The 23,758-nt window shown below is 57.5% G+C and carries 22 protein-coding genes, 1 pseudogene and 1 riboswitch; of the genes and pseudogenes, 10 read left to right on the top strand and 13 right to left on the bottom strand.

Translation table 11 applies throughout. The features are described from left to right. Positions 1-37: 37 nt before the first annotated feature. The 3 genes from E0L35_RS06940 to E0L35_RS06930 form a co-directional block, all read right to left on the bottom strand. Positions 38-424 carry a DUF6559 family protein gene (locus E0L35_RS06940; RefSeq protein ID WP_138799932.1) on the bottom strand — a complete coding sequence of 129 codons (387 nt, stop codon included), beginning with the start codon at positions 422-424 and terminating at the stop codon, positions 38-40. Positions 425-697: 273 nt separating this feature from the next. Further along, positions 698-1,291: a hypothetical protein gene (locus E0L35_RS06935; protein WP_138799931.1), complete on the bottom strand. Its 594-nt coding sequence runs from the start codon at positions 1,289-1,291 to the stop codon at positions 698-700. A 162-nt stretch (positions 1,292-1,453) separates the two neighbouring features. After that, the gene (locus E0L35_RS06930) at positions 1,454-1,792 is read right to left on the bottom strand and encodes a phosphotyrosine protein phosphatase (RefSeq protein WP_138799930.1); all 339 of its coding nucleotides are present in this window, start codon (positions 1,790-1,792) and stop codon (positions 1,454-1,456) included. A 226-nt stretch (positions 1,793-2,018) separates the two neighbouring features. Here E0L35_RS06930 and E0L35_RS06925 point away from each other — a divergent pair, with 226 nt between their 5' ends. Beyond that, positions 2,019-3,803 (top strand): DUF4153 domain-containing protein, encoded by a 1,785-nt coding sequence (locus E0L35_RS06925; protein WP_138799929.1) that lies wholly within the window; start codon positions 2,019-2,021, stop codon positions 3,801-3,803. Between the two features lie 65 nt (positions 3,804-3,868). On the opposite strand, the gene E0L35_RS06920 is transcribed toward E0L35_RS06925, so the two are convergent. The 7 genes from E0L35_RS06920 to E0L35_RS06890 form a co-directional block, all read right to left on the bottom strand. Continuing rightward, positions 3,869-4,882, bottom strand: coding sequence for an aromatic ring-hydroxylating dioxygenase subunit alpha (locus E0L35_RS06920; RefSeq protein WP_138799928.1), 1,014 nt, complete (start codon positions 4,880-4,882; stop codon positions 3,869-3,871). Further along, positions 4,882-6,042, bottom strand: coding sequence for an ATP-grasp domain-containing protein (locus E0L35_RS06915; RefSeq protein ID WP_138799927.1), 1,161 nt, complete (start codon positions 6,040-6,042; stop codon positions 4,882-4,884). Before E0L35_RS06915 ends, E0L35_RS06920 begins: the two co-directional genes overlap by 1 nt. Further along, positions 6,035-7,357, bottom strand: a complete 1,323-nt coding sequence (locus E0L35_RS06910; protein ID WP_138799926.1) for a cell division protein FtsA — start codon at positions 7,355-7,357, stop codon at positions 6,035-6,037. Before E0L35_RS06910 ends, E0L35_RS06915 begins: the two co-directional genes overlap by 8 nt. Beyond that, entirely contained in the window at positions 7,284-8,132 is an 849-nt protein-coding gene (locus E0L35_RS06905) for an MBL fold metallo-hydrolase (protein ID WP_138799925.1), read from the bottom strand. The genes E0L35_RS06910 and E0L35_RS06905 overlap by 74 nt, the downstream gene beginning before the upstream one ends. After that, entirely contained in the window at positions 8,129-9,139 is a 1,011-nt protein-coding gene (locus E0L35_RS06900; RefSeq protein ID WP_138799924.1) for an SDR family NAD(P)-dependent oxidoreductase, read from the bottom strand. The genes E0L35_RS06905 and E0L35_RS06900 overlap by 4 nt, the downstream gene beginning before the upstream one ends. Continuing rightward, complete coding sequence (locus E0L35_RS06895) at positions 9,136-10,131, bottom strand: 3-oxoacyl-[acyl-carrier-protein] synthase III C-terminal domain-containing protein (protein WP_138799923.1); 996 nt, start codon at positions 10,129-10,131, stop codon at positions 9,136-9,138. Before E0L35_RS06895 ends, E0L35_RS06900 begins: the two co-directional genes overlap by 4 nt. Positions 10,132-10,303: 172 nt before the next feature. Beyond that, positions 10,304-10,591, bottom strand: coding sequence for a hypothetical protein (locus E0L35_RS06890; protein WP_138799922.1), 288 nt, complete (start codon positions 10,589-10,591; stop codon positions 10,304-10,306). A gap of 209 nt (positions 10,592-10,800) precedes the next feature. Between E0L35_RS06890 and E0L35_RS06885 the strand changes: the two genes are divergently transcribed. From E0L35_RS06885 to E0L35_RS06870, 4 genes are read left to right on the top strand one after another with little or no spacing between them, the layout of a single operon-like run. Beyond that, complete coding sequence (locus E0L35_RS06885; protein ID WP_138799921.1) at positions 10,801-11,622, top strand: aldo/keto reductase; 822 nt, start codon at positions 10,801-10,803, stop codon at positions 11,620-11,622. Positions 11,623-11,673: 51 nt separating this feature from the next. Then, positions 11,674-12,087, top strand: coding sequence for a hypothetical protein (locus E0L35_RS06880; protein WP_138799920.1), 414 nt, complete (start codon positions 11,674-11,676; stop codon positions 12,085-12,087). Beyond that, positions 12,084-13,031, top strand: a complete 948-nt coding sequence (locus E0L35_RS06875; protein WP_208797153.1) for an aldo/keto reductase — start codon at positions 12,084-12,086, stop codon at positions 13,029-13,031. Before E0L35_RS06880 ends, E0L35_RS06875 begins: the two co-directional genes overlap by 4 nt. Continuing rightward, entirely contained in the window at positions 13,028-13,699 is a 672-nt protein-coding gene (locus tag E0L35_RS06870) for an MFS transporter permease (RefSeq protein ID WP_138799919.1), read from the top strand. Before E0L35_RS06875 ends, E0L35_RS06870 begins: the two co-directional genes overlap by 4 nt. 81 nt (positions 13,700-13,780) lie before the next feature. On the opposite strand, the gene E0L35_RS06865 is transcribed toward E0L35_RS06870, so the two are convergent. Together E0L35_RS06865 and E0L35_RS06860 are read right to left on the bottom strand one after the other, a co-directional pair. After that, positions 13,781-14,119 (bottom strand): phosphotyrosine protein phosphatase, encoded by a 339-nt coding sequence (locus E0L35_RS06865; RefSeq protein WP_138799918.1) that lies wholly within the window; start codon positions 14,117-14,119, stop codon positions 13,781-13,783. A 245-nt stretch (positions 14,120-14,364) separates the two neighbouring features. Continuing rightward, positions 14,365-14,970, bottom strand: a complete 606-nt coding sequence (locus E0L35_RS06860) for a porin family protein (protein WP_138799917.1) — start codon at positions 14,968-14,970, stop codon at positions 14,365-14,367. 223 nt (positions 14,971-15,193) lie between these two features. Between E0L35_RS06860 and E0L35_RS06855 the strand changes: the two are divergent. Continuing rightward, positions 15,194-15,375, top strand: a pseudogene (locus tag E0L35_RS06855) (Txe/YoeB family addiction module toxin); the annotation flags it as partial. A gap of 116 nt (positions 15,376-15,491) precedes the next feature. Here the strand turns inward: E0L35_RS06855 and E0L35_RS06850 are convergent. Beyond that, the gene (locus E0L35_RS06850) at positions 15,492-16,340 is read right to left on the bottom strand and encodes a sulfurtransferase (protein ID WP_138799916.1); all 849 of its coding nucleotides are present in this window, start codon (positions 16,338-16,340) and stop codon (positions 15,492-15,494) included. 298 nt (positions 16,341-16,638) lie between these two features. Further along, a riboswitch (TPP riboswitch) is annotated at positions 16,639-16,800 on the top strand. A gap of 77 nt (positions 16,801-16,877) precedes the next feature. Between E0L35_RS06850 and tenA the strand changes: the two genes are divergently transcribed. From tenA to rbbA, 4 genes are all read left to right on the top strand, one after another. Continuing rightward, on the top strand, positions 16,878-17,561 hold the full coding sequence (gene tenA / locus E0L35_RS06845; RefSeq protein WP_138799994.1) for a thiaminase II: 684 nt from the start codon (positions 16,878-16,880) through the stop codon (positions 17,559-17,561). Positions 17,562-17,592: 31 nt separating this feature from the next. After that, the gene (gene thiC, locus E0L35_RS06840; RefSeq protein ID WP_138799915.1) at positions 17,593-19,497 is read left to right on the top strand and encodes a phosphomethylpyrimidine synthase ThiC; all 1,905 of its coding nucleotides are present in this window, start codon (positions 17,593-17,595) and stop codon (positions 19,495-19,497) included. A 418-nt stretch (positions 19,498-19,915) separates the two neighbouring features. After that, on the top strand, positions 19,916-20,992 hold the full coding sequence (locus E0L35_RS06835; protein ID WP_041157797.1) for an HlyD family efflux transporter periplasmic adaptor subunit: 1,077 nt from the start codon (positions 19,916-19,918) through the stop codon (positions 20,990-20,992). Further along, on the top strand, positions 20,989-23,757 hold the full coding sequence (gene rbbA / locus E0L35_RS06830) for a ribosome-associated ATPase/putative transporter RbbA (RefSeq protein ID WP_041157796.1): 2,769 nt from the start codon (positions 20,989-20,991) through the stop codon (positions 23,755-23,757). The genes E0L35_RS06835 and rbbA overlap by 4 nt, the downstream gene beginning before the upstream one ends. Position 23,758: the final 1 nt, after the last annotated feature.

Here is a 23,758-nt window from a genome sequence, read left to right as displayed (position 1 = left end):
ACAGATGCAAGTAGCCTCGCCATGGGCTATTACTGGCTCACTGACCGCCGCCATCTCCTCCGCCGCCAGAGCAATCGATGCTAGACGCGTCACCTCCAAAACTCGCTGACGCTGCTATTACGCTTGAACAGTTGAACTCAGTACTACCCGAAAAGTAGGCACCGCCGACCTCTTCACGCAGCTTTTCATAGCTGAAATTTTCATGTAGCTCGCTCTGATAAACGACAAATTCTGGATGATTGGTATACATCGCCAGCGCGTAGTGCTGATGCTGGCTATTTAGCCCCGCACGCTCAATACTCCGCCTTACCTGCAGCTGTGTGTAATATTCCTGGCGGCCATAATCGTTGACCAAAACGTTAGGCAATTTCTCTATGTAGCTTTTAATAGCACGCTTCTTCTTAAAGTTATCGAGTAGCCCCACCCTTAACCTCCGTTCTTTAATAAATACCAGGAAACCTCTGGTTAACTATTACGCTTGGCCATACTCTATTAAGAATCGGCTCGTGCACGAGTCCAATCAAAGTACTCATTTACAACCCGTAAATTCGCACGCGAATCCGATTCTTTTTAATAGGCTGTGGCCTTACCTGGCCTGCGCACGCCGACTTTTCAGAAAAAGCCTAGACATTAGTCTGACTCTATAGGCAACAGATTTTAAACGTCCCCTGTGCGCTCGTTAAGACGCTCTGTTTACTCATGGCCCAAGCAAACCCTGTGACACCGCAAAGAGTGCGAAGAGAGGAATTGCCACGACCGTTGCGGCCGCATCAAATGTAATGGCAACTGGCGTTGCGATAACACGCCCGGCTGTATCGATGGGCCCCCTGGGCATGTTCATCCTGACTTGATACTCCTTTTCGAGTTTTTCAAGCGGCAAACTTCCTTCAATGGTATATCGCTCGCCTCTAATCTCCCGTATCAACTGGAAGCTATCGGTGACGGGGTTTTTCGTAAAGCCCAATGCGGTTAATTGACTGACAAGTTCGGCTGAAGGGTTCTGTTCATGCAGTGTGAGCTTAATGCTGCCGGTCACCACATTGGAGCTAGAGAGCGAGAAGCCGCTAAATTCGGGAAGAAACTCAACTTCTCGGCTAAGCACCAGCGCCTGGCCAAGTTGCTGCTGAGAGGGAAACAAAAAAGCTTCACGCCGCGTAGTGACCACTAAATCGTTCGTTTCTTTATTAACGTAGAAGCCGTTAACGGCCATCAATCTCTCTGGCTTGGGCTCCCACAGTTTTGTGGTGCAGCCCGCTAAAAAAATACATAGAACGATCACTACTCGATACATGCTTCCCTCCTGGTTATGGTCTATGGCAGTCCAAGTAAACTTTACCTGACCAGAGCTTTAAAAAACCAGGGTTTTTTATAAGTATAATTTCATATAAACCTGAAATGGGAGGAGAACGACTCTTCATCGCTATGATCAATCCTACGGCGCACCAGCTCCTCGCTATGTTTCGACTGCTGACAACCGCACATACTCAGGAACCCTTTCCTTGAGCAAGGTGATGAGTTCAGGCTGCATTAACTCGTAGTGGTCGGGAATATCCAGGCAGACTAATCTCTTCCCCTTGAGTAACTCCCCGTACTTCTTAGCGACTTCATCCCGGTGACTCTTTTCCATCACCAGGACGATGTCAGCCCACTCAATTAAGCGCCAAGAAACCGGCGTTTTAGCACTCGAACTTGTCCCAGCTCCAATTGCTTGAATACCGGGGTAAGCTGAAAAGATACGTTCAGCCGTCGGACTGCGGAGTCTATTTGCGCTGCATATAAACAGAAGATTCAAAGCTCCTCCCTGGCCCGGCTTTACGACGTGCCTAAAGCACAGCATAATTAATTAGCAGTATTTCGTTCCGTCTATCTTTGCACTTTGCAACCTTTGTCACTTTCTCACGTTATTATAGTTGCTTAGAGCTAGTTAATTACTTAGGGCCAGCTAGTTACTTAGGGCTCGTTAGCTGCTTAGAAGAATTACGGCCCCCACGCCACCACTCAACCGTAGAAGAGCTGTCATGGACGATAATCGCCTAAACACCCTCGATCGGGCCACTAGCCTGGGCTTGATTTTTCTCGCCTTCGTACAGGGTTGTGCGCTCTATGTGCTGCATTTGGCTATCGACCATGAGTACTGGCTGGTCGCCGACCAGCGCTGGCTTAAGGCGCTCTACACCGTCGCAGTCGCCTTGCCAGCGTTTTATCTGATCAGCATCGTGCGACTGCGTGATCGCATCAACTTCCTACCGCTGCTGCTGGCTCCCCTACTGTTTTGGCTGGGCTGGCACCTTGGCTGGGTTGAGCAGGTGCCCGAGCCGCAGCAGTGGGGAGGCCACCCGTTTACCTTTGCCTTTTGCATGGCCGTAGGAACTGCCTTGTTTATTCTTGCGCTGTTCTTTCGTAGCAGCGCCGCCAGTGGCACTTGGCCAAAAACCTATCAGCCCATGCTGAATTACTCATGGGAGCATGCCCTGACAATCGCCCAACTAGGCCTATTCATTGGCGTTTTTTGGAGCTTGCTATCTTTGTGGGCAGCGCTCTTTTCAGCCATTGGCTTAGACTTTTTCAAAACATTGTTCCAAACACCCGCTTTTTTCTATCCAGTCACCTGGCTGGTGATTGGCATGGGGCTGGTGATGGTCCGCAATCGCTTTCGTTTTATCGCGAGCGTAAGACTGATGTGCGAAGCGCTTATCAAGGCGCTACTGCCGCTGGTTGCTTTAATATTATTGATGTTCTTTGCCGTGCTGCCCTGGACCGGCCTGCAGCCGATATGGGATACCGGCAGAGCCGCGCAAATACTTATGGCGCTGATGTTGACCCTGCTGCTGTTCTTCAACGCCGTTTTCTATCAAACCGATAACAAGCTGCCCTATCCTATATGGTTACGCAGCGCCGTTATGCTCGCCGTCGTATTGCTGCCGATAGGTAGCCTGCTGGCCGCCTGGGCGCTCTGGCTACGAATCGACCAATATGGACTCAGCTTGGATAGGCTCTGGGCGGCACTGCTGCAAGTGCTAACCGCGGCCTTTACCTTCAGCTATAGTTTGATTCTGCTTTGGCAACGGCAAGCAGCAGTACCCAATCTACAGCGCGCCAATGTTGGCTTGGCCCTGCTGGTGGCCGGGGCGCTGATCGTGGTTAATACGCCGCTGGCGGATATGCGCCACTGGGTGGCCCAGCATCAGGTCAAGCGGTTGATAGACGGACGCACCACTGCGGATGCTTTCGACTACCGCTATCTACGCTTTCACCTCGGCCAGCCGGGCAGTTTGGCATTACAAGCACTCGCTGACAGCGAGTTTGCCCAATCGCGACCTGAGCTGATACGGCGTATTGATCTCTCGCTAAAGCAAACCAATCGCTGGAACCAGGATCCACTAGTGGATACCCACAACCTGGATGATGTCGCCCAGCAGTTTAGCGTGACCCCTGAAGACGCCACGCTACCCGAGCCACTGCTCGCCTTGTTAATTGAGCAGGGCTCAGCCTGTCTGAGCCAAGTTGAACCCTGCCAAGCGTTGCAGGTAAGCAATGGATCAGGGTTCCAATGGCTTATCTACGCGTCCTACAGCTCGCATGGACAGGTCTATACCGAGCACAATGCAGGCTGGCAGCATCTAGGCACGCTGACTGAGTTAGGCGCAGCGCAGAATGAAAATGCTGACGACTGTCGAAATACCAAACCGCCAACCGATTTACAGCCCATACCAGGGTCGTTAAATGCCTACCAGAGTGGTATCTGCCTATATAGCTTGCAGCCCAGCCTCGAAAGCGTCAGGCAACAAATACAAGCCCGTTAGAGGCAAACGATGTTCGGATTAATTAAGGTGCCTGCTCCCCGCATTGACTACGGTTTACGCGGGGGCTAAAGCCTTACCTCAACGGCTGGATCAGTGCCGGGCTCTAACTGCTCACCAACCCAGAGCTGATGCAATCGGGTTTTGAGAATATCGCCAGGCCCAGAGATGAATTTAGGTTGTCCGAAGTGAGTCATCACTTCGTGCTGGCGCTCTAGTGCACGACGATCCTGCGAGACAACTGGGGCCAGGAACAACCGAATGGCCGCTTGTTTAAGCCAACTTGGCGCCAACCCCTTGGGCGTCGAAAAACGTGCGAAAGGCGTGAAACTACTTCCTGTCGCTGGCGTGAAAATGGCGGTGACACACAGGGTTAGCTTGGTCTCACCTTCCCACCGCGCTTGAACCGTAGTGGGCGGATAATAGCGCGATACACTGCGCGAGCGGTCGCGCTCCAAAAAGCGCGACATCAGACCATAGTCAGGCTGGGTTTGCTCGATGGCCATATCGATCCCGTCGCCGTGGCTGGTAACAATCAGCTCCACTGGCAAGCGTCGATCCCGGCGACGAATAAAACCATGATGCAGATGATTGGTGTGGAACGGATCCATCACATTTTCAACCGCATCGTAGGCGCGACCCACCCAGGTGCCTTGTTGCCACCAGAAATGATCAAGTTCAGGGTTGCCAAAATCAGGGGGTAACTCGGGTTCGAGCGGTGCCGCGTCAGAAAGCGTCACAAAGATCCCTCCGTGCCGTTCGACTACGCGCAGTGCATCGGCCTTCAGCTTTTGATCATGAGTCGTATCGACCAGACAACCGGGCACTTCGGTGCAGGTTCCATCGCTTGCGAAGCGCCAACCGTGGTAAGGGCACTCAAGTGCCCCCTTGTGCACACGCCCTTCAGAAAGTGGGTAATTGCGGTGCGGGCAGCGATCGACCAAGGCGCCAATCCCCTCTTCGCTGCGAAAGAGTGCAATCGGTGTATCGCAACACATGACCTTTTGCGCTTTGCCGCGTTTCAGGTCTTTCGATAAGGCAACCAGGTGCCAGGCATCACGGACTGACTGGGGGAATGTCATTAAGGCAACTCCTCACCATTCCACTCGAGATCGTAAGTGGCGGCGGCATTTGTCGAGATATTGTGTTTGAACCCCGTCAGGGCGAAAGAGGCGGCATCGCAAAGCGCACCAAGCAAAGGCCCACGATCGCCAGGCCGAGACACCACGTCGTGCCCGGTAGCAACGCAGCGCCACCAATCGCGCATACGCGCACCACGCACCGCCTGCGGCAGGCCAAATACGACCATTGCCGGGCCAAGATAAAGAGTGCGTGGCGCGGCCTCAGGTGCGGCGATCCCGTCACCGATTGCATGGGCAAGATGACCGGCACCAGTGAGCAATTGCACACCGCTGGTCGCGCGCGGATTGCATTCAAGCAAGTAGGCAGCGCCAGCTTCATCGAACATTGCATCGCAGGCGAACTGCCCATGAATGGCGGCACACTGCGCCAGGCGAGAAGCTATTTTACGCAGCGTTTCGCGATGGTGGTCAGTGACAGGTTCGAAAGCATAGCCAGCCCCTCCGCCCAGGCGCCAGCTGGAACGGTAGGCAGCAAAGGCAACCAACTCTCCCCGATGCGCCACGCCGTGAAAGCAGACTTCTTCGCCGTAAATACGCGCTTGTGCCATCCAGGGGTTGTCGGGGCTGGGTGTAATAGCGGACAACGCACGCCGGCCTGGGGCGACCAGTGCGCTATCACCAAATCGGCTAAAGCGCGGTTTGAACACCCACTCGCGACTTCTGCTAACGAAGCGAGTCAAGTCTTCTACGGAGTCTATCGGATGGCTTTCCGGCACGGGCAGGCCCCATTCGCCACAGTGGCGCGCAAAGGCGAGCTTGTCGTGTAGTTGGCGCAACGTGGCAAGGTTAGGCACAAACAGGCGCTCACCCAATCGGCACTGAAGGGCGGGCGCCACAAGATGGAAAACCTCCTCGCAGGTCGGCACCACCCGCTCGAAACCGAAGGTATCGACTAGCTCGACAATACGCGCGCGAAAGGCTGCGCCCTGCTGCCGTGGCGCGGGATAGCGGTGAACCCGCGCAGGTGCTTTCGACCAGCGCGCCATGCGCACCGGTACGCTGTCAGCCAGATGCGGCTCCCATCCGGCGGCGGCGAAATCCCGAGCAAGATCCAGCGCGGCAACCGCCCGGGCGCCGGTAATAAGCACGCGTCTAGCCATCACGCCACACCACTTTACGGCGCTTGGGGCCGCTCCACGCGCTTAGATCATGAAAGACCTCAACCGGCACCGGCAAATCCCATGCCTGGCTCAGCGCCCGAGCAGCAGTCGTTGCGCTTGGGGTGTAAATCGGGGTGGAATTAGCATCTGGGCAAGGCGGCGACAAATGCAGCGCGACGCGCTCAGGCCCTGCTTCGGCCTGCCAGATCTTGTCGCCCCCAAGCACCGCCTCAAGCGCGGCTACCACTTGAGGTGGCGTAACGCTGCGACCTGCAAAACGCCAGATATCGTTCACCCGGCCTTGAGGCGCATGGATGACGCGACCCGCAAAACCGCACGGGCAGGAACAAGCGTCGAGCTCAAGATAATCGTCGCCGCGAACACGGACAATCGGTTGGCTGGTGCGGCGAAGGTCGGTAATGATCGGTCGATAGCCGGGCGTGCCGGGAACCGGCTCAAGCTCGATAGCCAACGCATGGTCGTTGAGATGCAGCCGGCCGTTCGCACACTCAGCGGCCAGAAACCCTTCGGTCGCTTGGTATATTTGACGTGGCCTTACCCCCAACCGCTCAGTAAAGAAGTGGCGCTCAGCATCACCGGCGGGTTCGCTGCCGCAAAACAGATGCTGCAGCGAGGGGAAATGCGCCCCTGCTTCAGCGAAAGCGGCCAATCTATGCGGCGGTGCGATCAGAATCGTGGGTGCGAACTGCGTTAATTCCGCAATGCTCTGTTCAATCGACGCTTCGAGCGGAAAATGGGCAAACGTAAACCGCCCTCGCCCAACATCGCTGTAGAGCGCATTACTGGCGCGCAAATGCAGGGCGAGCCGTTGGCGCTTGAGCAAAGCACGCGCCGGTAGCAGTCGGGCAAGACTCTGGCCGATGTAGTCGGCACGCTCGGCGGGGCTGGCGAGAAAGAGCCCTCGCGCACCGCCTCCCGTTCCGGTCGACCAGCCTGCCGACAATTCGCCAACGGCAGTCCCTTGCTCTGCGGCGGCGGCCAACCCGCGCAGTTCCTCATCGCTCATGCCTAGGCTGTTCCAGGCACCGTAATCAGCACGAAGATCCGCGATGTCAGTGACCGGAAACTCAGCCAGATCACGACCAGCATAGTTTGCCAGTGCGGGCGTACGGGCAATGACAGGCTGCAGCTTGCGCCACATATTGGCTCGTCGCGCAGCCAGTTGCACCGGCGACAGGCTCAGCGCACGCCGCGTTCGTAGCCACGCGGCTAAGACCCGGTCAGTTCGCATCATGGCCGCCAAAGCGCTTGGCACTGGCAGCGCAATGCGAAGGTAGGATGACCAAGTCGCCATTGCAGCACGCCGCCTCGCTCAACAGGTTTAGCGTAGCGCGATAACGCCGGGTATCGCCGAGAAGTGTGGTGGTCAGCCGCGGCGGCGGTCGGCGCTGCGTGATTGACTTGCCAAGCCACACCGCATCGGCAGCCAGCAAGACCTGGCGATCGTCGGTGGTGCGCAGTGCCAGCCCCCAGTGGCCGACGCAATGACCGGGTAGTTCGACGGCGATCAGACTACCGTCACCCAGAATGTCACGACCTTCGCTAAAGGGCGCAAATCCACTGGGTAGCGCCACTGCTGGCGCATCTTCGAAAAAGCGAGCGTTAGCATCGGCCGCCTGGGGAACCAGTGCAGGCAGCATGCCCTGGCGCACGCGGCCAAAGCGACCCGGCCGACGCAATTCGGATAGGCCCGCACGGGCGCAGTAGACCGGCCGCTGGGCAAGGTGGGTCATTCCCGCGACGTGGTCGCCATGAAAATGCGAGATAATGGTGCCAACAATCGCGCTGTCTTCAATCCCATGAGTCGCGAGCCAGGCGCTCCACGCCTGCTGCGCATCGATGTTGACCGGCGTTGTCCAGCGATAGAACCGCTCGGGAAACGTCTCGGTTGCATCGATAAAAGCAGGATCATATCCGGTATCGAACAACAAAATACCCCGCGACGGGTGCTCAATCACACCCACCATGGCGGGAAAATCAACCGCACATAGGCTCCCACCCGAGAGAGTGGCGATCTCTGGATGGCAGCATAAACCGCGTTCAAGCCAACGGAATCCGACGCGGATCATGACAGCCTTTCCTGCGTGGCAAGCTGCCGCGCTTCGGCCAGCAGGGTCGCCAATGCATCATGCTGGGGTCGGTAGCCGAGTAATCGTTGAGCAGGCTCGAGATCAAAGGTCTGAGAGTAGGCCAGCGTCGCCAGCTTGTAGCGTGTCAGCATCGGCTCGCGGGCGGAGCGCATCAGCAGCGCAGCGTTTTCACTGAGCACAGCAATAGCACGCGCCAAGCCAACCGGCAGTGAGACAAGCTGCGGTGTTTTGCCTAACGCATCGGCGAGCTTACCAGCCACTTCGCGTACCCTAATGGGGCTACCTCCCGATATATTGATCGCCTTTCCGGCAAGCCCGGCTACCCGCTCTTCAGCGGCGCAGATGGCCCACGCGACGTCGCGCAGATCGGTCAACTCAATCAGCGCCCTACCGCCACGCGGAAGCGGCATCCGCTCACGCCCCGCCAGTTCGGCCAGCTTGGGCAGGATCACCCGATCGCCCGGCCCCACCAGTGCGCGCGGGCGAATGGCGCAGCAGGCCATGGCGTCTTCCCGCGGCGCAAGCACGCGGCGTTCCGCCGCGAGCTTGGTACGCGCGTAGTGGTTAAGTGGCTGAAGCGCGGGGCCGTCATGTTCGCCGATAGCTATCCGGTCACGATACGCAGCAAAAATTGACGGCGAAGAAACAAACACGAAACGCCCAACGCCCGAGCGGCTGGCCGCTTCAAGCACGCGTTCGGTCAGTTGAATGTTGTGGATCTCAAATGCTCGCCGTGGGCCCCAACTGGCCGATAAGGCGGCGGCATGAATCACGCTATCGACATCCTTCAGGAGCTCGCGAAGCTCAGTTTCTGGGTGGGTAAGATCCACCCTAACGAACTGCGCGCCGAGCGATTTTAGCGCGCCTCCCGCCGCCTGCGAACGCCCTGTGGCACGCACAGCATTCCCGCGTTTTAGCGCCTCGCGCACTAGCGCCATGCCCAGCCCGCCGGTCGCCCCGGTGATAAGGATGCGCCGTTGACTCATAGCTTGAGCACCATAGCACTGGCACTGATCCCAGCAGCGGTACCCAGCAGCAGGATATAGTCACCCGGCTTGGCGACACCCGTCGTAAGTGCGTGGGCGAGCACGGACGGGATTGAGGCGGCGATTTGGTTACCGGTCGTTGGGAAAATATTGACCACGCGGTCACTGTTGGGTGCGAAAAGCCGCTTGATATGCTCGACCCCAGGTGCACTGGCCTGGTGGCAAATTACGCAGGCAAGATCATCCTTGCTTATTTCCGCCTGTGTGAGTGCACGCTCGATGACGCCAGGCAACGCTTTGGCAGCGGCCTTGAAGATGCCAAAGGCGTCCATCTCGAAATAGGAACCGGCGACCAGCGCCTGGTAACCTTCAGCAATGCGCAACTTTGTGCCGCCCGCGCGAAGCTGCGCTAGCGCGTGGTGAGCACCATGGGTAACCGAAACGCTTGAACGCATTCCGCAGGTAGGGTCTGACGTCGCCTCAATCGCCAGTGCCGCTGCGCCATCGCCAAAGATGGAACGCGTTTTCGGTTCATCGGGGTTAAGCCCTGCCGACGCGATATCGCTCGCAAATACAAGCGCTCGCCGCCAGCGTCCGCAGGCAATTCCCATGGCGGCGATATCCAGTGCCACCATAAAGGACAAGCAGGTCTGGTTAACGTCAAAGCTAGGCACGCCGGACTGGCCAAAGCCGAGTCGGTTCTGGACTAAAGCGGCTGTAGACGGAATCGGTTGCTCCATAACACCACAACCGCCAATGATGACGTCGGGAGGCGAGTTGCCCCAGCCTGCGCGGTTCAGCGCCTCGCGAGCGGCCTCAGTCGCCATCATTGAGGTTGTCTCATCCCCGCTCGCGACATGGCGCGCGGCAATGCCAAACTGGCGTTCAGTCCAGCCAGGCGGATGACCTTGGCGCTCGTCCAGGCTGCGCGAAGTTAGCAGGATACGGGGGCGATAACTGCCCCACCCGGCAATCGTGAAGTTGCTAATCATATGTCCATTTCTAACCGATTCGCTCTCATACTCTAATAAAGCTTAATATCAATCAATTAGAAATTAGATGATGTTCATTTTATGGTTAACCTAGCGGGGTGCGTAAAGGAGACCCAATCACACGCTAAAAGAAACTCGTTGTTTGCAGATAGCTGTCTGCTGCTTACGTTTGTTAAATTCCGATTGCACCTACGATGGCTAAACCCAGGTAGAGAGCTAACGCTGCTAACAACCTAACCCACCATAGCGTAAACTGCCTGCGAAACAGGTTTATAACAAACAGCATACTTCCTACCATCCCAACTAAAACACCTAATCCAACAACTATCGCCCCTGGCTCGCCACCGAGAAAGTAGGCGCGCATTATTTCGGGAAACAAACTCCAGGCAAAAGGGATGAGCAAAGCAATTACAATACTTGCTAAACCAGTAACTAATGCTGTGAGTTCGATCCTAAACATGGGACTCCAATACGCATTTAACGACGCTTATCTCCGGTGACAAAACCGCCGAGAAGTAGGGTAACAAACAGCACTTCCTCAAGCTGCACAACGCTCTATCAATAGCGATAGCAGGTTTGCGTAAGGTACTGGTTTTGATCCATGAACTGCAATGGCGACGGGAAGTCAGAGCCAGTATCACAGCAGTCAATACAGGAGGAGACAGCGGTATGCAGATGATTGAGCTAGGTGGAAAAAGCATACCCCGTATAGGCCAGGGCACCTGGCATATGGGCGAGAATGCCGGGCAGCGGCAGGCTGAGGTCAGGGCACTGCGTGAAGGTATCGATCTGGGCATGACGCTGATCGATACCGCCGAGATGTATGCCGAGGGCGGCGCTGAAGAGATCGTTGGCCAAGCAATCCACGGTCGGCGCGATGAGGTGTATCTGGTCAGCAAGGTCTATCCCCACAACGCCAGCACTAAGGGTGTACAAGCCGCCTGCGAGCGCAGCCTGCGCCGGTTGGGCACAGACACTATCGATCTCTACCTGCTGCACTGGCGCGGCCAGTACCCGCTGAGCGAAACAGTGGAAGCGTTTGAGCGGCTGCGCGAGCAGGGCAAGATTCTGCGCTGGGGCGTGTCGAACTTTGACCTTGACGACTTGGCAGAGCTCGACGCGCCAGCTTGCGCCACCAATCAGGTGCTCTACAACCCCGAAGCACGCGGCATTGAATACGACCTGCTGCCCTGGCAAGCACAACACAACATGCCGCTCATGGCCTACTGCCCAATCGGGCAAGGCGGCGCGCTACTGCATGATGCCACACTCCAACACATAGCCGACAAACACAGCGCCACCACCGCGCAAGTCGCCCTCGCCTGGGCACTGCGCCACCCCGGCGTGATAGCAATTCCTAAGGCCGTGAATCTGGATCACCTCAAACAGAACGCCGGGGCAGATAACGTCAGACTCGACGGCGATGATCTGGCACAAATCGACGCCGCCTATCCCCCGCCAACGCGCAAGCAGCCTTTGCAGATGGTGTGAGGACGCGCCATTAACGGATCAGGATTAACGGACTAGGACAGGAGCGCTGTCATGTCACTGCCCGCCCCAAAACCCAATGGCTGGAGCCGCTTCCTCGCCCACCTGCTGTTTATCCTTGCCGCGTGGACGCTGTTCATCAAATACCTGTTTCCCGTTGGTTACGCGCTGGCATACGGCGAGCCCTGGGCACGCTATATCTATTGGGATCTATGGCCATTGGCGCACGTCTGGCTAGGCTGGGCGCTGCTCGAACGGCCTCGCTATACGCGTGCATTGGCGGTGGGCATGTCCGTCATTGAAATCCTCATCATCGGCACGCTTTTCGCCCGTTTTCTCGCCGACCCTGAATGGTCGATCTGGCGCACCAACTGGTTTGTGAATAAGGTATTTGTACTGACCTGCTTTGTGCTGGTGTTGGCTGCCACGGTGCCGATTCAAAAAAATCGGAAGGAGCGACCACTATGAACTCTCGCATCAAACATCGCATCACGCGAAGACAAAGCCTTACGCTCATCGGCGCCACGCTCGCCGCCATGGCGCTCCCCACCGCATCGCTTTTTGCCAACACGAGAGGGATGCGTCAGAAGGCTTTTGCGGGCACGGACAAAACGCTGCCCGTGATTGGCATGGGCACCTGGCGCACCTTCAACGTTGGCAACGACCCAAAGTTGCTCGATGCGCGTACCGAGGTGGTCAAGGCATTCTTCGAGCATGGCGGCGGCCTGATCGACTCTTCGCCCATGTATGGCTCGGCGCCGGATGTGATGGGCTATGCCCTGCAACAGCTCGGCACGCCCGAGAGTCTGTTTGCCGCAGAGAAAGTCTGGAGCCCCGCCGGTGGTTCCGCCCGCGAGCAGGTGGCCGAGCTTAAAGAGCGCTGGAAGGTGGAACACTTCGATCTGGTGCAGGTACACAACCTGACCGACTGGCGCGAGCACCTCGCCGCGCTGCAGGAGATGAAAGCCGAAGGCATCATCCGCCATGTCGGCATCACCACCTCACACGGGCGCCGCCACAGCGAGATCGAGCAGATCATGACGTCAGAGGATATCGACTTCGTTCAGCTCACCTACAACATCACCCACCGCGAGGCCGAAAACCGGCTACTGCCCCTGGCAGAAGAGCGGGGCATCGGTGTGATCGCCAATCGGCCTTACGATGGCGGCAGCCTGATCAAGAACCTCAAGCGCCGTGACGCGCCATTGCCCGAGTGGGTCAACGAGGAATGCGGCTGCAACACCTGGGCAGACTTCCTGCTGAAGTTTATCGTCAGCCACCCGGCGATCACCTGCGCGATACCCGCCACCACCCAAGTCGAGCACATGCGCGAGAACATGCGCGCCGGCCACGCCCCCATGCCCTCGCCCGAAGCCCGGCAGCGGATGGCCGACTATATCGAGTCGCTATGAATGCGTGGACGAGCTACCAACTGCAGGACTTTATTCCCTTCACTGCGGAGGTTTACTTTCGCCTGCTGGAGCGCATGGGCGAAACCTTCTGGCCGCTGCATCTGCTCACTCTCGCACTCGGCGCCGCGGCCCTTGTGCTGGCGCTGCAACACCGCCCGCGAATCGCCTGCCTGCTACCCGCCCCGCTGTGGGCCTTTGTCGCCGTCGCGTTTTTCTTTCAGCGCTATGCAGCGCTCAACTGGGCCGGGGGCTATGTTGGCTACGCTTTCATCGCTCAGTCCCTGCTGCTGGTATTGATGGCGCTAACGGGATGGGGAATGGATAAAGCCTCGCGCCGCACCAGCCCACCCGTTGTTATGGGCACCGCCATCACCCTCTTCGGCCTGATCATCATGCCGCTGATAGCGCCTCTAAGCGGCGGCACCTGGTACCAGGCGGAAGTGTTCGGCATACACGCCGACCCCACGGCGGTTACCACGCTGGGCCTGGTGCTTATCATGCTACGAAGTTTTGCCCTCTGGCTCGCCGCCATCATCCCAGCGCTATGGCTGGTGGTTTCAGGCCTGACGTTGCAGGTACTAGAGTCGACGGGTGCCGCTGTGCTGTTCGCCGTACTGGTGATTGCGCTGGTTGGGCTTGTTTGGAAGAGTATCGAGTTCAAGCGATAGCATCTCAGCACCAATACTTACGACACTGGAGCACAAGGACGATCCTATGCGTCTGGGTTGTTATCACTGTGGCTAACCTGGCTACTTTTCATCCGTCGATAACCGCACATACTCAGGAACCCTTTCCTTGAGCAAGGTAATGAGTTCCGGCTGCATGAACTCATAGTGATCGGGAATATCCAGGCAGACCAGCGGCTTTTCCTTCAACACGTCCTTGTACATCCTTGCGACCTCACCCTGGTGGTGCTTTTCCATCACCAGAACGATATCGGCCCACTCAATCAAGTCCCGGGAAACAGGCGTTTGGGCATGTACCCCTGTGCCAGCGCCGATTGCCTGGATACCGGGATAAGCTGAAAATACACTTTCCGCCGTCGGACTGCGTAGCCTGTTTTCGCTGCAGATGAATAGAAGGTTCATAGATGCTCCCTTGTTTACTGTATGTTCCAGCGACAATTTGCCAGAGACGTTGGCATCCATAACAGCACGATCAGTGCAAGTTGCATCGTAACGGGGCCGATAATGGTTATGAGCCAGAGCTAGCCCAGCGCCTTAACGCGCTGACAGCGTACCGCCTGGAAGTATGGGAGAGTTGCGTGAGATAAAACCACAGCGCCGGGGCAAGCCCCGGCGCTGATATCGTACATGGCAAAACAGATTGACGGTTAGAAGCGGATACCGGCTGACGCGGTAAAGGTGTCGATCTTGTAGTCGCTGTCAAAGTCGTAGCGCTCGTATTCAGCACGAATCAGGAAGGGGTCGAAGTTGAACTGCGCGCCGACACCGTAGACTGGGTCAGTGCCGTCCTGATCTTCAAGATCAACGCTAGCACCGCCAAGGTTACCGTCGACGTCGGTTTCCCACTTGGCCACACCGGCCTTGGCGAAAGCGGTAAACCAGGAGGTGACGGGCAATTGACCGACCAAGCTCGCCCCGTAGGCGTTGGATTCCAAATCGGTATTGGCGCCGCTGTTACCCTCTAGGCGCGTACGACCCAGATCGGCATAGAAGATTTCGGTAGCGAAATAAGGATTGATTTCGTAGCCGACGAAACCTTTGAAGACGTTGTCTTCGTCATCATCCAGATCAAAATCTTCAGCGCCATCGGAGATGAAATTGTCGACTTCGTCGTCGTCATTCTCCAGTGAGCTGAAACCGGTACCGATGCCCAGATAAAGGCCATCAGCATTGGGTGCGGCGAATGCCGACGGCGCCGCGGTGAGCAGCGCGGTAGAGGCAAACGAGGCGGTAAGTAGGGTTCTGAGTTTCACGTGTCTTCTCCTTGTGACGACTTTCTATGAAAGATTCTATGAATCGTCATGGTATTGAAAGGCGATCCTGCCTTGGTTCACATAATGTGACAGTCGTTTGATTCACACGTATCAAACATAGGAAAAACACTGTTCGATAACAAGGAGGATTCGGTTGCGATAGGTAAGTTTTTGTTACAAAAGCGCCTCTACCGGGAAAGTAGAGGCACTTCGATCATCGACTCAGATCTGAAAAAAGTTCATCAAAGAGACCCAGCGAGAGCCGTTTGAAGGGGTCGGCAAACCAGCGCCTCTCAAACACAGCCTCGCCGGTTACTCGTCTCGGCGAATCAACGAAGAACCCCGAATGGTTTACAAGTCACGGATGAAGCTTTGCTTATTGCTCAACTTCGGTACCACTACTGATTTAACGCAGACAGCACCTGCGGCTGCGCCATGGAGAAGAAGCTCCTATGGAGTAGACGTACCGTGCCTGTGATTGTTAGGAACTGCCAATTCCTGTCATAGTGGGATGATGTCCGCTACGCCACAGGCAACGATTCACTGCTGCCCCATTCGGCCCAAGAACCATCGTACAGCGACAGCTGAGTATACCCGGCCAGCTCGGCCGCCAGTAGGATGATGCAGGCGGTGATGCCAGAACCACAGGACAACACCAGTTGGTGCCCGTTGCTGGGCTGAAGGGAGGGAGCGAGGTGGGCAAACATTGACGCCAGTTGGCTGGCTGGCTTGAACCGATAGCCCTCCAGCACCTCTGTAAACGGTAGGTTGAGGGAGTTGGGGATGTGGCCACCGCGCACACCAGGTCTGGGTTCTGGCGCTTGCGCCAGGAAACGTGCCTGTGATCGCGCATCGATGACAGTTACTCGCTCGTCCTCCAGATGCTGGAAAACATAAGCAGCATCTCGAACCAGAGTGTGGTCGAGTTTGCCAACCACGCTGCCATGCTTGGCCGCATCTGCCACCGAAGCAGAATCGACCTCCCGCCCTTCGGCCAACCACAGCGGCAGGCCGCCATCCAGAACAAACACCTGTTTGAGGCCCATAGCCCGCAGAATCCACCAGGCGCGTGGTGCCGAGTAGATCCCCTGATCGTCGTACAACACCACCAGGCTCTCGGGCTCGATGCCCAATCTACGAACCTCCGCAGTGAACTGCTCTTCCGTCGGGAAGGCGTGAGCTTGGGAAGCTCCGGTATCACAAAGCGCTCCTTCCCGGTCGATCCGGAAACTTCCCGGGATCAGCATCGGACGGTCATAAACAATCGGCTCCTTGCCAACGACATTGGCCATGCTAGCGTCGATCAGTACCAAATGTTCGTTATCCAGATTGTCCTGAAGCCAGTCGGTGGTCACAAGGGGGGAAGACATGGCGTTCTCCGGTCTAGGTCGATAGGTAACAGTACACGATCGCGGACGGGCGCCACCAGCAAGTTGACGCTGCCCACATAATCCACAGCATGCTGATCGACGAACGGCAGAGCGCCGGGCGTGTCGAGCGGATCGGGAGCCGTGTTCATATCGCCTTTTTCTTCAGTGATGGCGGCTCTTCCATTGAAGTTCTATCAACTCTAGCTTGACTCTACTCCACTCTTTCACAACCAAGCAAAGCCTAATTCGGCAGCCCCCCCTTGCATCTCCCCCACCCGCCTCCTACACTCCACCCACGAACAGCTTGACGGGGTGCCGGTGATATCCGGCTGAGATGGCGCAGGGCGTAGCAATTAATGCTGCCAAGTGCTGGTCCCGCTGAACCTGATCCGGCTAATGCACTGCTACTTACACAAGTCGCAGCGCGGGTACCGGCGTAGGGATCAAGCGATGGCCACGGCTTCATTTCACGCCTCCCTTAGTGCCATTTCCTCGATCTTTTTCGCCCCCCTCCGGATCATTACCACCGGAGAAGTCATGGGCTACCGCTTTACTGATCTCACCACCGCCTCTCATGAAGATTGGCGCGCCTATATTGAGCACGATTTTGTGTGCCAATTGGGCACTGCCACGCTGCCTGAGGCGTCGTTTCGCCACTATTTAAAGCAGGACTACCTGTTTTTGATTCACTTCGCTCGCGCCTACGCGCTGGCTGCCTGTAAAAGCCCCACCCTTGCCGATCTTCGCCAGGCCCATGAAGGCTTAAAAGCCATTGTGGATGTGGAGTTGGGCCTGCACGTGGGCTTTTGTCAGGAGTGGGGGATTTCCGAGCAGGAGCTGGAAGCGCTCCCCGAAGCCAGGGCCACCCTGGCCTACACCCGCTATGTATTGGATACCGGCAACCGCGGCGATCTGCTCGATCTGCACGTAGCGCTGGCCCCCTGCCTAGTGGGCTATGGCGAAATCGCCAACTGGTTGAACGCCCAGCCCTCTACCCTACGCGGTAGCCAAAACCCTTTTGACGCCTGGATTGCCATGTACGAAGGCGAGGAGTTTCAGGCCGCCATGCAGGCAGAGCTTGAATGGCTCAATACCCGCTTAGCCGATGTCACCCCCGCCCGCTTTGCCGAACTCAGCAAGATCTTCCGCGATGCCACTCGCCTGGAAATCGACTTCTGGCAGATGGGGTTAGCGCTAATAGACCAAGACCTGACAGCTTAATACAGCACAACAACAAACTATGGAGACCGTAATGAGCAAAACCAACCATTTTTTAGCCGAAACCGCACAGGTCGATGCCGCCGCCATTGCGCCGCTTCCCGGCTCACGTAAGGTGTATATCGAAGGTTCGCGCCCGGATATCCGCGTGCCGTTTCGGGAAATTTCGCTGTCGCCCACCAAAACCAGCAGCATTGACGAAGAGAACCCGCCGCTGCTGGTGTACGATACCTCCGGCCCCTATACCGACCCCAATGCACAGGTTGATCTACGCCAGGGCCTGCCCGCCCTGCGCCGCGCCTGGATTGAAGAGCGCAACGACACCGAATTTCTAGCGGGGCCAACATCGGATTACGGCAACCGCCGCGCCAACGACCCGACGCTTGCCCAGCTACGCTTTGATTTAACCCGCACCCCGCGGCGTGCCCTCTCTACAAAAGACGGGCGGCCTGGAAACGTGACCCAGCTGCACTACGCCCGCCAGGGCATTATTACGCCGGAAATGGAGTTCATCGCCCTGCGGGAAAACCAGCGTCGCCAAACGTTAGGTACCGCTGAAGTAGAGCGGATTCTGGGCCACCAGCACAAAGGTCAGAGCTTTGGCGCCAGCTTGCCGGAGGAGATCACGCCAGAGTTTGTGCGCGATGAAGTCGCCCGAGGGCGGGCAATTATTCCTAACAACATCAACCACCCCGAAAGCGAGCCGATGATTATTGGCCGTAACTTCCTGGTCAAGATTAACGGTAATCTGGGTAACTCGGCGGTAACTTCTTCCATCGAGGAAGAGGTGGATAAGATGACCTGGGGTATCCGCTGGGGCGCGGACACCATCATGGATCTCTCCACTGGGCAGAACATCCACGAAACCCGCGAGTGGATTCTGCGCAACTCGCCGGTACCGATTGGCACGGTGCCTATCTATCAGGCACTGGAAAAGGTCAAAGGCGTGGCCGAAGACCTTACCTGGGAAGTCTTCCGAGATACGCTGATCGAGCAGGCCGAACAGGGGGTGGACTACTTCACCATTCACGCGGGCGTGCTGCTGCGCTATGTGCCGCTCACCGCCAAACGAGTCACCGGCATTGTTAGCCGCGGCGGGTCGATCATGGCCAAGTGGTGTCTGTACCATCACCAGGAGAGCTTCCTGTACACCCACTTCGAGGACATCTGCGAGATCTGCAAGCAGTACGATGTGGCGTTCTCCCTCGGCGATGGTCTGCGCCCCGGCTCGGTGGCGGATGCCAACGACGAAGCGCAAATGGCGGAGCTCAAGACCCTTGGCGAGCTGACCCATATCGCCTGGAAACACGATGTGCAGGTGATGATCGAAGGTCCCGGCCACGTGCCCATGCACTTGGTGAAAGAGAACATGGATAAGCAGCTGGAATACTGCGACGAAGCGCCCTTCTATACCCTCGGCCCGCTGGTGACGGATATCGCTCCCGGCTACGATCATATTACCTCGGGTATTGGGGCAGCGATGATCGGCTGGTTTGGCTGCGCCATGCTCTGCTACGTCACTCCGAAAGAACATCTGGGCCTGCCCAATAAAGACGATGTCAAAACCGGCATCATCACCTACAAGATTGCCGCCCACGCAGCGGACTTGGCCAAGGGCCATCCGGCGGCACAGCGGCGCGACAACGCGCTTTCCAAGGCGCGCTTCGAATTCCGTTGGGAGGACCAGTTCAACCTGGGCCTAGACCCGGATACCGCCCGTGAATACCACGATGAAACCCTGCCGAAGGATTCCGCCAAGGTGGCGCACTTCTGCTCCATGTGCGGGCCGAAGTTCTGCTCCATGAAGATCAGCCAGGAAGTGCGTGACTATGCCAATGAGCACGGCCTGAACGGTGATCAGGAAGCGGTGATGAAAGGCATGGAGGAGCAGGCGGAGAAGTTCCGCAACAAAGGGAGTGAGCTGTATCAGGAAGTTTAAATCTACCAACGCACGATAATTTACTGCTTGCTGCGGCTTTTCCCTGGGGAGCGCTAAAAAATGGCCGCAACCTCCCATCGCTTGTGTGCTCCTTTGTTTTCTAGCGCTGCCCCAAAAGTATGGCTTAACAGTAGTTTTGCGCAACGTAGCTCATTTAACATTTGAGAGTGACGAAAAAAACCTTGGTATAGCTACCCAGCTCATAGCAAATACTATCAATTAAATACCGACTAGTCGGTATTTAATTGACCTAAATCAAAATCACAATTAATAATAATAGGATAATAGAATCCGTTTATTACGTTCTGTGATGCGCCACCGCTGGCACAGAGCGACGAGCTTAAGCCCTTTGGCCCTGGCCCATCCTCTGAGCTGCTCATCAATCGTCTGGCCATCCGCCAACCGAGGATGCAACATTATGAAGTTCAGCAGTAAAAGACAGTGGTTCAAGGGCCTGGCAGCCATAGTTGTTATAGGCATCGCGGCCTGGTTGACCTGGTGGGAACTGCAGCCGGAGGGCCTAGGCGAGGGCATCACCCAAGGCAATGGGCGCATCGAAGCCACCGAGATCGACATCGCCACCCGGGTCGCTGGCCGCCTCGAGGAAGTACTGGTCGAGGAAGGTGAGTTCGTCGATCCAGGCCAAGTGGTCGCCCGTATGGATACCGCCACCCTGGAGGCTGAGCTGGCTCAGGCCAGCGCACAGTCCCGCCGGGCCGAAAACGCCCTGGAGACAGCTCGAGCCATGGTAGCCATGCGCCAGAGCGAGCTGGAAACCGCCAGAGCCATCGTCAACCAGCGCCAGGCAGAACTAAACGCCTCTCGCAAGCGCTACGAGCGTTCAGCCAGCCTAGTGGAGCGCAACGCCATCTCTCGCCAGCAGTTCGACGATAGCTTGGCCGACTACCAGAGCCAGCAGGCCGCCCTGGCCTCAGCCAATGCCCAAGTACTCTCCGCTCAGGCCGCCATCCGCGCTTCCGAATCCCAGGTCATTGAGGCCGAGTCAGAGATAGAAGCCACCCTTGCCGCGATCCAGCGCATTGAGGCCGACCTGGACGACAGCGAGCTCAAAGCCGACCGCTTGGCCCGTGTACAGCTCCGGGTGGCCGAACCGGGCGAGGTGCTCAGTGCCGGTGGCAAGGTACTCAACCTGATCGACCTCACCAAGGTCTACATGACCTTTTTTATGCCCACTCGAGATGCTGGTCGGGTGGGCATTGGTGACGAGGTACGCCTGGTGCTGGATGCTGCCCCTGACTTCGTGATCCCGGCACGGGTGAGTTTCGTGGCCAGCGTCGCCCAGTTCACCCCCAAGAGCGTGGAAACCGAGAGCGAACGCGAGAAACTGATGTTCCGCGTGCGCGCCCAGATCGATCCAAAGCTGCTGCTTGAGCATATCGAGCAGGTCAAAACAGGCCTGCCCGGCATGGCCTACCTGAAGCTCGAGGATGACGCCACCTGGCCCGACCACCTAGAGGTCAACGTCACCCCATGAGCGAGAAGACGCAACCCGTAGCCCAAGTCAGCGCGCTCACCTTACGCTACGGCCGCACCATAGCCCTGGACGCGCTGGATCTGGCACTGCCGTCCGGCTGTATGGTCGGGCTGATTGGCCCGGATGGCGTCGGCAAATCCAGCCTGCTGTCGCTGCTCGCTGGCGCTCGTGCCGTGCAACAGGGTGTGATCAAGGTGCTGGGCGGCGACATGAGCGACAAGCGCCACCGTAACTCAGTTGGCCCGCGCATCGCCTATATGCCACAAGGGCTAGGTAAGAACCTCTACCCTACGCTCTCGGTGGAGGAGAACCTGCAGTTCTTCGCCCGACTATTCGGCCACGGAGCCGGTGAACGCCGGCGGCGTATCGACGACCTGACCCGCAGCACCGGGCTATATACCTTCCTCGAGCGACCCGCTGGCAAACTCTCTGGCGGCATGAAGCAGAAGCTCGGACTCTGCTGCGCGCTGATTCACGACCCCGACCTGCTGATTCTCGACGAGCCCACGACCGGCGTGGACCCGCTGGCCCGCGCCCAATTCTGGGAGTTAATTGCAAGCATTCGTGTTGACCGCCCGCAGATGAGTGTGTTGGTCGCCACCGCGTACATGGACGAAGCCCAGCGTTTCGACTGGTTGGTGGCTATGGACGCCGGCAAAATACTTGCCACCGGCTCCCCGCAGGAACTACTTGCACGCACCCACAGCGACTCCCTGGAAATGGCGTTCATCGAGCTGTTGCCGGAAGAAAAAAAGCGCGGCTATGCGCCGGTGCACATCCCGCCGCTGGCGCAGGATGACAATGAAGTCGCCATCGAGGCCAAGGACCTCACCATGCGTTTTGGCGACTTCATCGCCGTCGACCATGTGAGCTTCCGCATCCGGCGTGGCGAGATCTTTGGCTTTCTCGGCTCCAACGGCTGCGGTAAGTCGACCACCATGAAGATGCTCACGGGGCTGCTACCCGCCAGCGAGGGCCAAGCCTGGCTGTTTGGCCAGGAAGTGGATCCCCGCGACATTAACACGCGTCGCCGGGTTGGCTACATGTCCCAGGCATTCTCGTTGTACGGCGAACTGACCGTACGTCAGAACCTGGTGCTGCATGCGCGCCTGTTCCAGATCGCAGAACATGACATATCGGCAAAGGTCGCCGAGATGGTCGAACGGTTCAGTCTCGAGCAGGCGCTCGACGCCCTGCCGGAGAGCCTGCCACTGGGCATCCGTCAGCGTCTCTCCCTGGCGGTGGCAATGGTCCATAAACCCGAGCTACTGATTCTTGACGAACCCACTTCCGGCGTGGACCCCATCGCCCGCGACGCCTTCTGGCGCCTGCTGATTGAGTTGTCGCGCCGCGACCGCGTGACGATCTTCATCTCCACCCACTTCATGAACGAAGCCGAGCGTTGCGACCGCATGTCGATGATGCACGCAGGGAAGGTGCTCGACAGCGATACCCCCTCAGCACTGGTAGCGAAACGCGGTGCGGCGACCCTGGAAGAAGCCTTCATCGGCTACCTGCTCGAAGCTGGCGCCGATCAGGAGAATTCCGCGCAGGAGACTTCACCACAAAAAGCCAGCGATGCCCCGGATACGCCGCTCGTCACCGCAGAGACTCATCACGACACAACACGCCATCGACGCTTCAGTCTCCAGCGGATGCTCAGCTACATGTGGCGCGAAACTCTCGAACTACGCCGCGATCCGGTGCGTGCGACCCTGGCGCTGGTTGGCTCGCTGATCCTGATGTTCGTTATGGGTTTTGGCATCAGCATGGACGTGGAGGAGCTCAGCTACGCCATCCTTGACCGCGACCAGACGTCGCTAAGTCAGAGCTACGCGCTGAACCTCTCGGGATCGCCCCATTACTTTAGAGAGCGCCCGCCTATCTCAGACTATGCCGCGTTGGATCGACGTATGCGCAGCGGGGAGCTGTCCCTGGCAATCGAAATTCCCCCCGGGTTTGGTCGTGATGTAAAGCGTGGCCACAATGTCGAGATCGGAGCATGGATCGACGGCGCCATGCCTCAACGCGCCGAAACCGTGCAAGGCTACGTACAGGGCATCCACCAGCAGTGGCTGCTGGCGCAAGCAAGGCAATCCGGAACCGCCGTCAGCGGAGCGGCAGCCAATATCGAGAACCGCTACCGCTACAATCCTGACATTCAGAGCCTGCCAGCAATGGTTCCTGCCGTGATTCCACTGCTGTTGCTGATGTTGCCAGCAATGCTCACGGCACTCTCGGTGGTGCGTGAAAAAGAGATGGGCTCAATCATCAACCTTTATGTCACCCCTGTCACCCGCGCCGAGTTTCTGATCGGCAAGCAAATTCCCTACATCGGCTTGGCAATGGTCAATTTTTTATTGATGACCGGGCTGGCGATCACATTGTTCGGCGTACCGATCACCGGTAGCTTCCCGACCCTAGCGCTGTCGGCCCTGGTATTTTCCATCATCGCCACCGGCATGGGCCTGCTGGCCTCGACCATCACCCACAGCCAGATCGCCGCTATGTTCTTCGCTATGATCGGTACGCTGATTCCCGCCATCCAATTTTCGGGCCTCACCGATCCGGTCTCGTCGCTGGAAGGCACCGGACGCTTCATCGGCAATATTTATCCAGCCAGCTACATGTTCACCATTAGCCGCGGCGTATTCAGCAAGTCCCTAGGGCTAGGTGACCTTATCGGGTCGTTCCTGCCGATGCTGCTGGCGGTACCGGTGATCATGGGCATGGCGATCGCCCTACTGAAAAAGCAGGAGAGCTGAG

Origin of the sequence: Halomonas sp. ATBC28 (assembly GCF_005937175.1) — a bacterium.
Classification (GTDB): Bacteria; Pseudomonadota; Gammaproteobacteria; order Pseudomonadales; family Halomonadaceae; genus Vreelandella; species Vreelandella titanicae.
This window is presented reverse-complemented; position numbering and strand designations above follow the sequence as displayed.

What these genes read in the sequence shown, in the direction of transcription:
- E0L35_RS06935 (WP_138799931.1), bottom strand. Translation starts at nt 1,291, where the DNA reads ATGTATCGAGTAGTGATCGTTCTATGTATTTTTTTAGCGGGCTGCACC.
- E0L35_RS06925 (WP_138799929.1), top strand. Translation starts at nt 2,019, where the DNA reads ATGGACGATAATCGCCTAAACACCCTCGATCGGGCCACTAGCCTGGGC.
- E0L35_RS06920 (WP_138799928.1), bottom strand. Translation starts at nt 4,882, where the DNA reads ATGACATTCCCCCAGTCAGTCCGTGATGCCTGGCACCTGGTTGCCTTA.
- E0L35_RS06915 (WP_138799927.1), bottom strand. Translation starts at nt 6,042, where the DNA reads ATGGCTAGACGCGTGCTTATTACCGGCGCCCGGGCGGTTGCCGCGCTG.
- E0L35_RS06910 (WP_138799926.1), bottom strand. Translation starts at nt 7,357, where the DNA reads ATGGCGACTTGGTCATCCTACCTTCGCATTGCGCTGCCAGTGCCAAGC.
- E0L35_RS06905 (WP_138799925.1), bottom strand. Translation starts at nt 8,132, where the DNA reads ATGATCCGCGTCGGATTCCGTTGGCTTGAACGCGGTTTATGCTGCCAT.
- E0L35_RS06900 (WP_138799924.1), bottom strand. Translation starts at nt 9,139, where the DNA reads ATGAGTCAACGGCGCATCCTTATCACCGGGGCGACCGGCGGGCTGGGC.
- E0L35_RS06895 (WP_138799923.1), bottom strand. Translation starts at nt 10,131, where the DNA reads ATGATTAGCAACTTCACGATTGCCGGGTGGGGCAGTTATCGCCCCCGT.
- E0L35_RS06890 (WP_138799922.1), bottom strand. Translation starts at nt 10,591, where the DNA reads ATGTTTAGGATCGAACTCACAGCATTAGTTACTGGTTTAGCAAGTATT.
- E0L35_RS06885 (WP_138799921.1), top strand. Translation starts at nt 10,801, where the DNA reads ATGCAGATGATTGAGCTAGGTGGAAAAAGCATACCCCGTATAGGCCAG.
- E0L35_RS06880 (WP_138799920.1), top strand. Translation starts at nt 11,674, where the DNA reads ATGTCACTGCCCGCCCCAAAACCCAATGGCTGGAGCCGCTTCCTCGCC.
- E0L35_RS06875 (WP_208797153.1), top strand. Translation starts at nt 12,084, where the DNA reads ATGAACTCTCGCATCAAACATCGCATCACGCGAAGACAAAGCCTTACG.
- E0L35_RS06870 (WP_138799919.1), top strand. Translation starts at nt 13,028, where the DNA reads ATGAATGCGTGGACGAGCTACCAACTGCAGGACTTTATTCCCTTCACT.
- E0L35_RS06865 (WP_138799918.1), bottom strand. Translation starts at nt 14,119, where the DNA reads ATGAACCTTCTATTCATCTGCAGCGAAAACAGGCTACGCAGTCCGACG.
- E0L35_RS06850 (WP_138799916.1), bottom strand. Translation starts at nt 16,340, where the DNA reads ATGTCTTCCCCCCTTGTGACCACCGACTGGCTTCAGGACAATCTGGAT.
- tenA (WP_138799994.1), top strand. Translation starts at nt 16,878, where the DNA reads ATGGGCTACCGCTTTACTGATCTCACCACCGCCTCTCATGAAGATTGG.
- thiC (WP_138799915.1), top strand. Translation starts at nt 17,593, where the DNA reads ATGAGCAAAACCAACCATTTTTTAGCCGAAACCGCACAGGTCGATGCC.
- E0L35_RS06835 (WP_041157797.1), top strand. Translation starts at nt 19,916, where the DNA reads ATGAAGTTCAGCAGTAAAAGACAGTGGTTCAAGGGCCTGGCAGCCATA.
- rbbA (WP_041157796.1), top strand. Translation starts at nt 20,989, where the DNA reads ATGAGCGAGAAGACGCAACCCGTAGCCCAAGTCAGCGCGCTCACCTTA.